Origin of the sequence: Rhizobium sp. BK661, assembly GCF_024808825.1 — a bacterium.
In the GTDB taxonomy this organism is placed as follows: Bacteria; Pseudomonadota; Alphaproteobacteria; order Rhizobiales; family Rhizobiaceae; genus Rhizobium.
Genome location: NZ_JANTYT010000001.1, coordinates 1 through 12,030, shown reverse-complemented (window position 1 = coordinate 12,030; position 12,030 = coordinate 1). Strand labels below are relative to the sequence as shown.

Sequence of the window (12,030 nt, the reverse complement as noted above, 5' to 3'; positions counted from 1 at the left end):
GATCGAGGCGGCCGCTGTAATCTGACGCTTCTCCCCCAGCGGGGAGAAGTGCCAAGTTTGCGAGGCGATGACGGGACAGGGACAGTGCGGCATGCTCAGAGCCAGCCCCTCATCCACCCGGGGAGAAGAGCCCCTTATTCCTCGATTCCCTTCGTGCCACGCCGCTTCAGGTACTTGTCCCAATAGAAGTCGTCGGCATTTTCGGCGGTGACGATCGAAAGGCCGTTGTCCACCACCGGGATGCTCATCGGGTTGAAGCCCGAGCGCTTGGCGTCATTCATCGGGTCGATCAGTTCCGGGTGCTTTGCAAGCCACAGCAGCATGAAGCCCATATAGCCCTGCATGCCTTGGTTCGGGTTGATCGATCCGAAGACTTCGCCGGCCTTGATCATGTCGAGGATGTTGGCGTTGACGTCGGCGCACATCACGAGAACCTTGCCGCCGTTTTCCTTGGACGCCTGCGAGGCACCGATCGCGGAGTTCGCCTCTGGCATGAAGACTGCACCGAGGTTCGGATTGGCCTGAATCAGGCTCGAAAGCCCCTGATAGGCCTTGGTCGGGTCTTGGTTGGAAGCGGCGCGGCCAACCAGCTTCATGTCCGGCCACTTTTCTTCCATGCGGCCGATGAAGGCGGTGATGCGCTTGTCGTGGTTGTCCTGACCAGGATTTTCCAGAACCGCATATTCGCCCTTGCCACCCATCTTCTCGGCAATCGCATCGGCGGCATAGACTCCTTCGCGGTTGTTGTCCGAGGTGATGAACGAAACGCGCTTGGAAAGCGGCGAGTCGGCGGCGAAGGTGACGACGGCCGTGCCCTGGTCGATGGCGCGGTTGATCGGCTCGATGAACGGATCGGAGTTCATCGGATGGACGAGGATGCCGGCCGGGTTCTGGGCCAGCGCCTGGTCGAAGGTGGCGATCTGCTTGTTGACGTCATATTCCGGCGTGCCTGTATAGGCCGTTTCGCAGCCGAACTGCTGGCCGGCCTGCTTGAACATCTCATAGACCGGGAACCAGTATTCGACGCCCGAAACCATGACGTTCATGACGTATTTTTCACCCGGCTTACAGCGGAACGGATTGTCGGTCTCCGCCGACGCCGTGCCGGCAAAAAGCGTTGTTGCAAGGACCGCCAATGCGGTCGAGCCTAAAAATTTGCGCAAGATTCCTCCTCGAGGCCGAAGCCCCTCCCAAAAGCCCGAGGGCGTCAAACCGACGCCGCTGATCGCGTTGAAACCGAACTTCCTCCTCGAAGTTCGATGGGAACAATAAAGGCGAAGATGAAATACTTGTCAATATAATTCATATTGTGAAATATATTTCACAACGTCACAATCAGACGGAATTCAATTTCGGCTGCGAGGTTGCATGCCTTGCGTCGTTATTGCTGCCACGGCGCAACAGGTCCAGCAATGCCAGCACTTTACCGCGAGGTGATATTGTCGCCCGAGTGCGGCATGATCGTGCGCTCAGTCATGATGAACGTCTTCACTTGTTGAGCCAACACGGGTGGGTGACCCTGGCGCGAAAAGCGGCTAAATTCGCTGGCAAGCGCCAGTTTGAGCCTTGAATTCGTTCGGCGCAACTCATGACAGCACGGTCACAGCGAAATCATCTGAGAGCGCATGGAACGATCCGGCAAATCAGACGGCAAGACATATTGCTTTGGTGACTATCGGTTCATTCCGGACCGGCAACTACTGATGTTTCGCGACAAGCCGTTGCGGTTGGGAAGCCGGGCCGTCGATCTGCTCCACCTGCTCGTGAGCCACCCGGGAGAGGTCGTCGGCAAGGACAAGCTTATGAGTTTCGCCTGGCCGGGCACCTTCGTTCACGAAAGCAACCTGAAAGTCAACATCGCCGCGCTGCGCCGGGCCCTTCCACGAACGGCCTCAGGCCTGTCGTGCATTGCCACCGTGGCCGGCCGCGGCTACCGCTTCGTTGCGCCCCTGCGCATCTATGGTGGAAGCCAGCCGCACCTCTCCTTCGATGCGGCCAACGCTTTCATCCGCGAGTTGCCCCGCCTGCCGCAACTTGTCGGTCGCCACGACGTCGTTGCGGAGCTCGCCGCCAGGCTTCCGGAAAGCCGACTGGTAACCGTTGTCGGACCAGCGGGAGTCGGCAAGACGACTGTCGCTGTCGCCACGGCAAAAAGCCTTCTGGACAACTATCGGGACGGTGTCTGTTTTGTGGATCTTGCCGTCATCGGCGATCCCCAGCTTGTGGAGGTGACGATAGCGACGTCGCTGGGCATCGGCGGCAGATCGGCGAATACGCTTGCCGGGATCGTCGAGGCATTGCGCAGTCACGAAATGCTGCTCGTGCTGGACAACTGCGAGCATGTTCTCAGCACCGCGTCGGCGATCGCGGAACACCTTACGCTTGCGCTTCCGGGCCTTCACATCATCGCCACAAGCCGGGAGCCGCTTCGATCACGGTCGGAGAGCGTCTATCGCCTGTCTCCGCTTCCCTATCCAGACGAACACCGCGGAGAGAACCGAGCAGATGCCCTGACCTTCCCCGCGGTCCAACTCTTTGTTCAACGCGTCAACGAAGCCTGCGGATACCAACTCGATGACGCTGACGCACCAGTCGTGGCAGCAATATGCCGGCGTCTGGACGGTATTGCGCTTGCAATCGAGCTCGCAGCATCGCGGCTGCCGTTATTGAAACCGACAACCCTGCTCTTTCTGCTCGAGCACAGTTTTGAGCCACTTGTCGCCAGTTCCGCGGGGACCCCGCCACGACACCAGACCCTGCTCGCGACCCTGGAGTGGAGCTATCAGCTCCTGTCCAAGGAGGAGGCCAAGCTTCTACGCTTCCTGTCGGTCTTTTCGGCAAGCTTCTCTTTCTCCGATGTCATCGGCGTGGCCGACCACATTGGCCTAGCAATCGAGGAGATCGCCGCTTGTACGCAAAACCTTGCGGCAAAATCGCTTTTGTCGGCCGCGCACGACGTCGAAGGACTACGCTATCGTCTGCTCGACTGCACTCGCAGCTTTGCGGCCGAGCAGTTGGACAGGAGTGGAGAAGCCGCCAATGCCCGATCCAGCCACGCGCGCTACCTGCTCCGGCTTTTCGAGCAAGCCGAAGCGGAGTGGCTGTGGAGGCCGAGAAATGAATGGACCGCGTGCTACGCACAGCGGACGAACGACTTGCGCAAGGCGATCGACTGGACACTCGGTCACGGCGCCCAGCCGGAGGTGGGCGTGCGCCTTACCGCCGCTGCAATTCCGCTTTGGGACGAATTGTCGACCGTCGCTGAAAGCCGGCAATGTGTCGAGCGTGCGCTGAGATGCACGGAAGCACTGTCGCGTTGCGACCCCGCTATCAAGATGAAGCTCATCGCGTCCTATGCCTCGGGCCTCAATTTCTCCGATAATCTCGGTCCCGAAGCCGACGCGGCGTGGACGGAGGCAAACCGACTGGCGCGCGAGATCGGCAATGTCGATTATCAACTTCGCACCTTGTGGGGGCTTGGCATATTGCAGAGCTTCACCGGGCGACACAGGCAGGCGATCGCGACGCTTGAGCAGTTTGCCAAACTCGCAGGCGGCGATGATGAACGGCTGGCTATCGTAGAGGGAGAACGGGTAAGGCTCACGGCCGTCTTCTATCGCGGCGATATCGGGCGCGCGCATTCCGGCCTGAAACGGCTCGCGCGCGACAATGCCACCTCGGCAAAGCGCTCGGCTGTTGCCCGCTTCCAGATGGACCGGTTCGTGTCGATCCGGGTGGCATTGGCGATGACGGCCTGGGTAGCCGGAGATCGCCGTGAAGCGGCGGCAGCATTGCAGGACGCGCTCGACCATAGTGTCGCACTCAACCACACGGTCTCGCATTCCAACGCTCTGGCGCAGGCCGCCTTGCCTATCGCCTTTTGGTCCGGCGATACCGAAATCGCACGCCTGCATGTCGCGGCGCTTGCCCGCAATCTTACTCTACGCGAAATCGCGATCTGGCGGCCGGTCTGCCTGTTCTACCGCGGCGTCGTCGGGAGCACGGACGGCGACCCGGAAGGGGTCGACACGATGAAACTCGCGATCGAGCAACTCGTCGCCAACAACTTCCTTGTTCGGGTGCCGTTCTATCTCGCCACTCTCGCCGAGGCTGCCTTGCGCGAAGGGCGCATCGCGCTGGCCCGCGACAGCCTGAGTGCCTCTTTCGACCGCGCCGACCGACAGGGTGAACACTGGTCTCGACCGGAGCTGTTACGCGTGCGCGCCATGCTGCAGCGACTGGATGGCGACCTGTCGGGCGCGTCGAAAACGCTGCTGCTCGCGGCGGAAACAGCAAGGGAAAGCGGCGCGCTTTTCTTCCGGCTTCGGGCATCGACGGCATTGGCGGAACTATGGGTCGAAGCCGACCGGCGCGACGCCGCGGCCGAACTGCTGTCGCCCGTCTGCGCCGAGTTCGATGACGTACTACCCTGCGTGACCGTGGTGAAGGCGCGTCAACTTCTCGAAGCTCTCCGGCAAAACACCTATCCTGATTGAGTTTTGACCCTAGCCATTCTTGCTCGCAACCATTACGGGGTCGAGGACAAAGGCGCTCCGTTCGGCGAGATCATGGATGCTGGCGAGGTAATTCTTGAAATGCGGCGTCTCGCGGTGCGCCGCCACCGCGGCGTTGTCGATATAGAGTTCATCCAGAACATAGCGGTCGGCTTTCGCCTGATCCCGCCAGACATCCCATCTCAGGTTCCCCGGCTCCATCCTGCACTCGGGTGCCATGGCGAAGAGCAGCGCCTCAAGTTCTTCGGCTTTGCCCGGCTTGGCAAGCAAGTTGGCCATGATCTTGATGTAGGGCATGATCCGGTTCCGCTATTTATCCGCAGTTTCGATGAAGGCTGCGACCTCTTTGGCATGCGAAAGCATGACGGCATGGCTGCTGTCGATCTCGGTGGTCACACTGCCGGCCCGTTTGGCAAATCCCCTCTGGAAGGTTGGGGGGATCATCATGTCTTTCGTGGTGACCATGAAATACGAGGGCTTGGCCTTCCACGCGACCTTGCTGATTGGGGTCTTCACAGCGTCCAGTCCCCAGGGAACCTGGGCTGCGGCCATGAAGCCTGTAATTGAGGCATCGACATCGGCGGCAAATGCCTTCGGGAATTTCGACGGGTCGACGGTTAGGTAGCCATCACTGGGCGGCAACAGCGGTGCGGCCGATTCTCCGGCCGGAACCGGCTGTTCCGCAAGCGATGCCACCGACTCCCCGGCGTCGGGCGCGAACGCCGCGACATAGACCAGGCTTTGCACCTTGGGGTTATCGCCGGCCTCGGTAATGACCATCCCACCGTAGGAGTGGCCAACGAGGACCACCGGATGTTTCGCCTTAGCGATCACACGCTCCGTGGCCGCGACATCGCCACTGAGGCTGATCGTCGGGTTCTGAACCACCAGCACCTCATACCCATCCTTGCTCAGGGTGTCGAACACCGCCTGCCAGCCGGAGCCGTCGACGAACGCGCCGTGCACCAGAACGATCGAGACGGGTTTTTCGGCGGCGACAGAGGCCGCTGGAGCAAAAGCAGTCATGGCCGCGGACAATATCCAGATTGTGGGTTTCATCGTGTCGAACTCCTGATGTCTCGCGATGGGCGGCGGACCGATGCCGGCCGTCCTGGAAACTGCGGAGATGATATCGTGAGGGTTGCGGCTCGGCTGGTTAAAAGACGTAAAAATCGAACGCGGTCACACAACCACCGGGATCGGCCCGCTGGCGCTGCTAGGCTTTCCGGGTTGGATAAGGCCCCAGGAAAAGAACCACTGTCGCGCCGCCGATGAGCAGCAGCGCACAGGCTTTGAGGATGCCCGAATAGGTGCCGGTGCTGTCGAACGCGTAGCCAAACAGGCTGGGGCCCACGAAAGCCCCGACCACGAAGATACCGTATAGTGTTGCATATGTCGTGGCGTAGCTCCGCATCCCGAGATAGCGGGAAACCAGATAGGCCATCAGGTCGAATTCCACCCCGGATACCAGGCCAAGCAATAGAATGGCGATGCAAGCCATGGCGAAGCTCACATCGTCCAGTGACAGGGTGAAGCAGGCGACCGCGCCGAGCGTCAATATGACCGTACCAACAGCCGGCGCCCAGAACCTGTCGACCAGAACGCCGCCCAGCAGCCGACCGGCTACAGCCGCTATGCCGACGAGCGAGGCGAGCTGGACGACTTCGGTCGGCGACAGATGCAGCGAGCGAAGGATGTTCTCGATGTTGGGAAGCGGAGCCGCGACGGCAAGGGACATCGGAATGAAGACGATGGCCAGAAGCCAGAACGAGCGTGAGCGGAAGGCCTCGCGTGCGGTCATGCCTTCCGACGCAATCCTTGGTGCCAACCCCGCGTCGACATTCCTGCTGCGCAATCCGGCAAAGCCCCAAAGCACCATCGGACATGCCATGACTATCGGCATTGTGCCCACGATGAGGATCGCGACACGCCAGCCGCCCGTCTCGATCAAAAATTGCGCCAGCGGCTTCACCACGAAGGCGAACAGCCCCGCGCCTGACAACGCGATGCCAAGGGCAAGCCCCCGGCGTTCCTCGAATACGCCGTTGATCACCCGCGTGAAGACGACTGGCGTCGCCCCCAGCCCGAAGATCGCGATGGCCAGCCACGAGAGATAATACTGTCCAATCGAGCCGCTCGATGCCGCAAGCGTCATATAGCTCAGGCCCAGGCACGACAGAGAGGTCGACGCCACCAGCCGTGCTCCAAACTTGTCGATCAAGATCGCGAAAAATGGCCCGACAGCCAGGACCGAAGCGGCCAACAACGACAGGCCGCCAAAAATTGTCGCGAACGACCAGCCGAATTCCCGCGCAAAGATCGGAGCGAAAACGCCGATCGTGTAAAACACTACGGCAGGCAAGCCAAAAGCCGTTCCAAGCAGGCTGGCCAGAACGATCCGCCAGCCGCTCCTGAATTCGGAGAAGTCCGTTCCCTTCATAAAGACTTCCCTCGTCGAAACCAATTGTCCGGCAACCGCGTCACGGCGCAAAAGTGTATGGGCAACCTATCTATGTCTGCAACTCATGCACGGTTGACCACAGTCGTAACACCAGCGGAACCTATTGGAAGGTGGCCGATCGGATGAGAAATGGGCTGTCTCCACAGTGGCCGCTGCGTTGATACGACGGCCACCATGTCCAAAACGGATATGAAGGCGAATTGCGGCCATCCCAACCGAGCCCGCTCGCCCTGATCGGAGATTTACCTTTTTTAACCGGCGACCTTCCTTGAGCGGTGATATCAAGGTGGGGGTCGGCGGATAACGAAATCCCACAGGTTACGGCCCGACAGCATCAACAGGTTCTAGCTTTCGGTGGTCGTTGTTGGCCATGCCTGCTTGCGCCTGGACGTGACTGGTCGAGGAACTATCGGATCGAGGAGGGACCATGCCTCGCGCGCTGAGCACGCTAACTTTGTCGGACGCCAAGCAGATGCTCCAAGCAGCTGAGGTCAAGGCGGCCAAAATTGGCATTCCCTACAACATCGCCGTGGTCGATGCGGGTGGCGCGCTGATCGCCTTCGCACGCCAGGACGGTGCGCTCGAAGGCAGCATCGATCTTGCCATCGGCAAGGCAAAGACATCCCGGATGTTCAACAAGACGACCGAATATCTCGCTGAATTGGCACAGCCCGGCGCACCGCTGTTCGGGATCGAGCAGAGCAACGATGGCCGTGTCGTGATTTTCGGCGGCGGTCTGCCTGTGACGATTGGCGATCAGATCGTCGGTGCGGTGGGCGCAAGCGCCGGTTCTGTCGAGCAGGACATCGCGGTCGCCGAGGCGGCGGCAGCCGCGATCATGAGAAATCCAACACGGTGAAGGAGACCTGTTATGAAGGCCGCGCGTATTCTCGAATACAACAAGCCCCTCGTTCTTGAGGACATCAAGGTTCCCGATATTCAGCCCGACGAGGTGCTCGTGAAGGTCGCCGCCTGTGGCATGTGCCGCTCGGACGTGCTCCTCATCGATGGCTTCTTCCAGGGCTATGGCGATATCCCGCCCCCCGTCATTCCTGGTCATGAAATCACCGGAACGGTCGAGAAGATCGGCGGCGTGGTGGCCAAAGCCTCTGGCCTTTCGGAAGGTGATCATGTCGTCGTCTCGCCCGGATGGGGTGACGGTGTCTGCAAGCATTGCCAGGTCGGCAATACGCATATCTGCCCCAATGTCCGCTGGCCGGGCTTCGGTACCTATGGTGGCTTTGCCGAATACATCCCGGTGCCAGCCCGCTATGCCATCAAAGTTGCCAAACATCTCAAGTTCGAGCAGCTGGCACCACTGACGGATGCCGGACTGACCCCCTATCGCGGACTCAAGAAGATCCGCGATGCCGGTGGCCTGGGACCCGATAAGGTCATCGGCGTATTCGGCATCGGCGGCCTTGGCACCTATGCCGTCCAATATGCCAAGCTGCTGGGCGCGGGCGGCCCGGTCGTTGCCGTCGCGCGGAACGAGGAAAAGCTTCAGGTCGCCAAGAAATACGGTGCCGACCATATCATCGCGATCGAGGGCAAGTCGTCGGAGGATGTCGGAAAAGAGCTCAAGAAGGCGACCGGCCAGGACAAGTTCGACGCGATCATCGACTGCGCCGGTGCTACGGAGATGATGCAACTAGCCTTCTCACGCCTGGCGATCAGCGGGCACTATGCCGACGTCGGCTTCATCGGCGACCGGATCAACATTCCTTTGTTTCCACGTGTCTCCGGCGAGCAAACCTTTCACGGCTCGTTCTGGGGAAGCAACGCGGATCTGATCGAGGTCATGGCGCTGGCAGCCGCGGGCAAGATCCAGCACACGATCAAGACGATCTCGTTCAAGAATATCAACGAATACATCGATCTCATGCGGGACAACAAGATCGTCGGGCGTGCCGTGGTCACATTCTGACGGGACGGCCCGCGAGAACCAACCGAACCATATGTCTAGGAGACAATCATGACCCAGCATGTCCTGTTCATCGTCACCAACGCAGCCGTGATCGGACCGCACAACCGGAAAACCGGCTTCTTCTTTGCGGAAGTTGCCCATCCGTTCGATGTCCTCGACACCGCCGGCATCGCCGTGGAATTCGCCTCTCCTGCCGGCGGTTGGACTCCTTACGACGCCTATGACGAAAAGGACCTCGCCCAGAAGGCGTTCTTCGAGAGCAAGGCTTTTCGGCGGCTAAATCGCAGTCGTAAACTCAGCGAGGTGGATGCGGCCGACTACGATGCCATTCTTGTGCCCGGCGGCCTGGGGCCGATGGTCGACATACAGCGCAATGCGCAGGTGCAGCAGGCGGTCGCGCGTGCCTGGACGACGAACAAGCTGGTGACCGCCGTGTGCCACGGACCCTGCGCGCTGCTCGGTGTGGACGTCGGAGACGGCAAACCGTTCGTCCATGGCAAAAAGCTCACGGGCTTCTCCACGAAAGAGGAATATGACTATGCCCGCGAGGACGTGCCCTACGAACTCGAGGACGCGCTCAGAACCGAGGGCGCCGACTATTCGTCGGTTGCCAATTGGCAGGAGCATGTCGTCGTCGACGGACGTTTGATCACGGGCCAGAATCCCGCTTCGGCAGGCGAACTCGGAAAGAAGCTGCTTGCGGCCCTGCGAGACCGCGCCTCTTTGGCCTAGGCAGCAACGTCAAACGGGAGAACCATCATGCCGCAATCATTCGTGAAAATCACCGCCAGCCTGACTGCACATCCCGGCAAGGCGGATGAACTGCGCGAGTTGCTGATCGGCATGATCCCGCATTGCCGGGCAGAGCCGGGCAATCTGCGCTGGGACATATGGCGAGACACCTCAATGCCCACGCGCTACGTGCTCGATGAGCTCTATCGTGACGCGGAGGCGGTCGAAGCCCATCGCCAGACGCAGCACTACCAGGCCTATCTCGCCCGTGTTCCGGCGTTGGCGGATCGCTCGGCGCTTGTCCTCGAAGCTGTCGCGCTCGGAGAGTAACTGGAACGGAGGATCTCATGCTTGAAGTCGTGCAAGCCTATGATCGCGAACATATCGCCGATCTTCCGACGGACGACGCCACAGCACTTGAAAGCAAGCTGACCCTCGCCCGCAAACGCTTCGAGGACAGGCGCGGCTGGCTGCAGCCGCACCAGCGTCGGGCGGTTCTCCTCCGCCTTGCCGATCTGGTTTTGCAGCAACGCGAGACGTTCGCAAAACGCATCGCACGAGAAGGCGGCAAGCCCTACACCGATGCATTGGTTGAAACCGATCGGGCGATCGATGGGATTCAAAACGCCGCCGAACTGCTTCGCAGCCGAGGTGGCTCCGAGATACCGATGGGCGTCACCCCGGCCAGCGAGGGCCGCCGCGCTTGGACGATCCTGGAACCCATCGGCGTGGTTGCCGCAATTTCGGCGTTCAACCATCCTCTCAATCTCATTGTTCACCAGATCGCGCCGGCGATCGCCACGGGCTGTCCTGTCATCGTCAAGCCCGCCGCCACCACGCCGCTTAGCTGCCTGGAGCTGGTCAAGCTCGTCCATGAAGCAGGCATACCGGATGGCTGGGTCCAGACCCTGCTCCCCGAGAGCCGCGATCTGTCGAGCGCCTTTGCAAGCGATCCGCGGATCGCCTTCCTGAGCTTCATCGGCTCAGCCGCGGTGGGCTGGCATCTGCGCGCCAATCTGGCGCCGGGAACCCGCTGCGCACTCGAGCACGGCGGCGTGGCCCCCGTTATCATCGACCAGACTGCCGATATCGACGCAATCATCGAACCGCTCGCGAAGGGCGGCTACTATCATGCGGGTCAGGTTTGCGTCTCCGTCCAACGCATCTATGTCCATGGGTCTCTCAAGGATGCCTTCGTCGAACGGTTCGCCGAGCGTGTCGGGCGACTGCGCGTCGGAGACCCCCTGCTTGCCCAAACCGAAGTCGGCCCACTCATTACGCCTGAAGAAGCCGACCGGGTCGCAGACTGGGTCGCGCAAGCCGCCTCGGACGGTGCGCGCCTTGTCGGAGGTGGACGCCTCAGCAGCACAACGTTGGCGCCTGCTGTTCTCATGGAGCCGCCCCAAAAATCGACGATATCACACGAAGAAGCGTTCGGCCCGGTCACCTGCATCTTTTCATTTTCCAGTCTCGATGAGGCCATTCATGAGGCAAATTCGTTGCCGGTCTCATTTCAGAGCAGCATCTTCACGCGTGATCTCGCCGTTGCGCTCAAGGCGGCCGAGCGCCTTGATGCCTCGACTGTTATGGTCAATGACCACAGCGCGTTTCGGACCGACTGGATGCCGTTTGCCGGTCGGCGGACATCAGGCTATGGGGTCGGCGGTATTCCATATACTGCGCGTGAGATGACGGCAGAAAAAATGATTGTCTTCAGGCAGCCGTAGCTCGCCGTCCGCCGCGAGGGCATTAGTGAAAATTCCGCGCCTTGACCTTCAGCATTTCGATCCTCAGATCGGGCTCATCCATCGCCTTCGGTCGCACGATCGGCTTCGATGCATCGCGTGGATCCGGCCCGCCACCATGAGTAAACTCGTCTCCCCTGGCTGCTGGCAGCCTGAACCGGGTACCGTGATCGGCAAGACCCCGGGCCATCAGCCGGCCGGTCTGCAGGTGCACGGCTCGATCGCCAACATCATGGCCTCGATGGAGGTTCTGGACCTGATGGAGCAGCAGTTCATCACCGCCGCACAGAATGATTTGATGACCAGGATCGCATCCGTCGAGCTGGACACTTGGCAGAAACGCAAAAAAGCTCCTCGACGCTTGAGCGGAGGAGCTTTGTATCAGGCGCCTTGAATGTGCAAATATTCAAGTTTGTTTGGTTGCGGGGGCAGGATTTGAACCTGCGGCCTTCAGGTTATGAGCCTGACGAGCTACCGGGCTGCTCCACCCCGCGCCAGCGCAACTCCTTCGGAGTTGTCGCGATAGAGTAAACCGCTTTGCGGTTTGCTCTTACTGCCGGAGCAAAACCCTATGGGTTTTGTCTCCTGTAAGGGACGCACCATTATATGTCTGGTGAATGCCCTCAAATTTCAGTCGGCCGATTATAGCAG

The 12,030-nt window shown here is 60.4% G+C and carries 11 protein-coding genes and 1 tRNA gene; 7 read left to right on the top strand and 5 right to left on the bottom strand.

What is annotated here, in order from left to right; genetic code table 11:
• Nucleotides 1-134: 134 nt before the first annotated feature.
• Nucleotides 135-1,163 (bottom strand): substrate-binding domain-containing protein, encoded by a 1,029-nt coding sequence (locus FHX16_RS00060; RefSeq protein WP_183757651.1) that lies wholly within the window; start codon nt 1,161-1,163, stop codon nt 135-137.
• Between the two features lie 462 nt (nt 1,164-1,625).
• Here FHX16_RS00060 and FHX16_RS00055 point away from each other — a divergent pair, with 462 nt between their 5' ends.
• Complete coding sequence (locus tag FHX16_RS00055) at nt 1,626-4,496, top strand: helix-turn-helix transcriptional regulator (RefSeq protein WP_259126302.1); 2,871 nt, start codon at nt 1,626-1,628, stop codon at nt 4,494-4,496.
• Between the two features lie 9 nt (nt 4,497-4,505).
• On the opposite strand, the gene FHX16_RS00050 is transcribed toward FHX16_RS00055, so the two are convergent.
• From FHX16_RS00050 to FHX16_RS00040, 3 genes are all read right to left on the bottom strand, one after another.
• Entirely contained in the window at nt 4,506-4,811 is a 306-nt protein-coding gene (locus FHX16_RS00050) for a putative quinol monooxygenase (RefSeq protein WP_183863059.1), read from the bottom strand.
• A 12-nt stretch (nt 4,812-4,823) separates the two neighbouring features.
• Nucleotides 4,824-5,540 carry an alpha/beta fold hydrolase gene (locus FHX16_RS00045; RefSeq protein WP_183863057.1) on the bottom strand — a complete coding sequence of 239 codons (717 nt, stop codon included), beginning with the start codon at nt 5,538-5,540 and terminating at the stop codon, nt 4,824-4,826.
• A 190-nt stretch (nt 5,541-5,730) separates the two neighbouring features.
• The gene (locus FHX16_RS00040) at nt 5,731-6,954 is read right to left on the bottom strand and encodes an MFS transporter (protein WP_259126301.1); all 1,224 of its coding nucleotides are present in this window, start codon (nt 6,952-6,954) and stop codon (nt 5,731-5,733) included.
• Between the two features lie 448 nt (nt 6,955-7,402).
• On the opposite strand from FHX16_RS00040, the gene FHX16_RS00035 reads away from it, so the two are divergent.
• From FHX16_RS00035 to FHX16_RS00010, 6 genes are all read left to right on the top strand, one after another.
• Nucleotides 7,403-7,834, top strand: a complete 432-nt coding sequence (locus FHX16_RS00035) for a heme-binding protein (protein ID WP_183863053.1) — start codon at nt 7,403-7,405, stop codon at nt 7,832-7,834.
• 12 nt (nt 7,835-7,846) lie between these two features.
• On the top strand, nt 7,847-8,902 hold the full coding sequence (locus FHX16_RS00030; protein WP_183863051.1) for an NAD(P)-dependent alcohol dehydrogenase: 1,056 nt from the start codon (nt 7,847-7,849) through the stop codon (nt 8,900-8,902).
• A gap of 48 nt (nt 8,903-8,950) precedes the next feature.
• Nucleotides 8,951-9,634, top strand: a complete 684-nt coding sequence (locus FHX16_RS00025) for a type 1 glutamine amidotransferase domain-containing protein (protein ID WP_183863049.1) — start codon at nt 8,951-8,953, stop codon at nt 9,632-9,634.
• Between the two features lie 27 nt (nt 9,635-9,661).
• Nucleotides 9,662-9,964: a putative quinol monooxygenase gene (locus FHX16_RS00020; RefSeq protein WP_183863047.1), complete on the top strand. Its 303-nt coding sequence runs from the start codon at nt 9,662-9,664 to the stop codon at nt 9,962-9,964.
• Between the two features lie 17 nt (nt 9,965-9,981).
• Nucleotides 9,982-11,361, top strand: coding sequence for an aldehyde dehydrogenase family protein (locus FHX16_RS00015; RefSeq protein WP_183863045.1), 1,380 nt, complete (start codon nt 9,982-9,984; stop codon nt 11,359-11,361).
• A 136-nt stretch (nt 11,362-11,497) separates the two neighbouring features.
• Complete coding sequence (locus FHX16_RS00010; RefSeq protein WP_183863043.1) at nt 11,498-11,773, top strand: hypothetical protein; 276 nt, start codon at nt 11,498-11,500, stop codon at nt 11,771-11,773.
• A 23-nt stretch (nt 11,774-11,796) separates the two neighbouring features.
• Here the strand turns inward: FHX16_RS00010 and FHX16_RS00005 are convergent.
• Nucleotides 11,797-11,873 (bottom strand) — tRNA-Met (locus FHX16_RS00005).
• Nucleotides 11,874-12,030 lie beyond the last annotated feature (157 nt).

Excerpts from the sequence above, each read along its gene's own strand:
- FHX16_RS00055 (WP_259126302.1), top strand. The coding sequence starts at position 1,626 with ATGGAACGATCCGGCAAATCAGACGGCAAGACATATTGCTTTGGTGAC.
- FHX16_RS00050 (WP_183863059.1), bottom strand. The coding sequence starts at position 4,811 with ATGCCCTACATCAAGATCATGGCCAACTTGCTTGCCAAGCCGGGCAAA.
- FHX16_RS00045 (WP_183863057.1), bottom strand. The coding sequence starts at position 5,540 with ATGACTGCTTTTGCTCCAGCGGCCTCTGTCGCCGCCGAAAAACCCGTC.
- FHX16_RS00040 (WP_259126301.1), bottom strand. The coding sequence starts at position 6,954 with ATGAAGGGAACGGACTTCTCCGAATTCAGGAGCGGCTGGCGGATCGTT.
- FHX16_RS00035 (WP_183863053.1), top strand. The coding sequence starts at position 7,403 with ATGCCTCGCGCGCTGAGCACGCTAACTTTGTCGGACGCCAAGCAGATG.
- FHX16_RS00030 (WP_183863051.1), top strand. The coding sequence starts at position 7,847 with ATGAAGGCCGCGCGTATTCTCGAATACAACAAGCCCCTCGTTCTTGAG.
- FHX16_RS00025 (WP_183863049.1), top strand. The coding sequence starts at position 8,951 with ATGACCCAGCATGTCCTGTTCATCGTCACCAACGCAGCCGTGATCGGA.
- FHX16_RS00020 (WP_183863047.1), top strand. The coding sequence starts at position 9,662 with ATGCCGCAATCATTCGTGAAAATCACCGCCAGCCTGACTGCACATCCC.
- FHX16_RS00015 (WP_183863045.1), top strand. The coding sequence starts at position 9,982 with ATGCTTGAAGTCGTGCAAGCCTATGATCGCGAACATATCGCCGATCTT.
- FHX16_RS00010 (WP_183863043.1), top strand. The coding sequence starts at position 11,498 with ATGAGTAAACTCGTCTCCCCTGGCTGCTGGCAGCCTGAACCGGGTACC.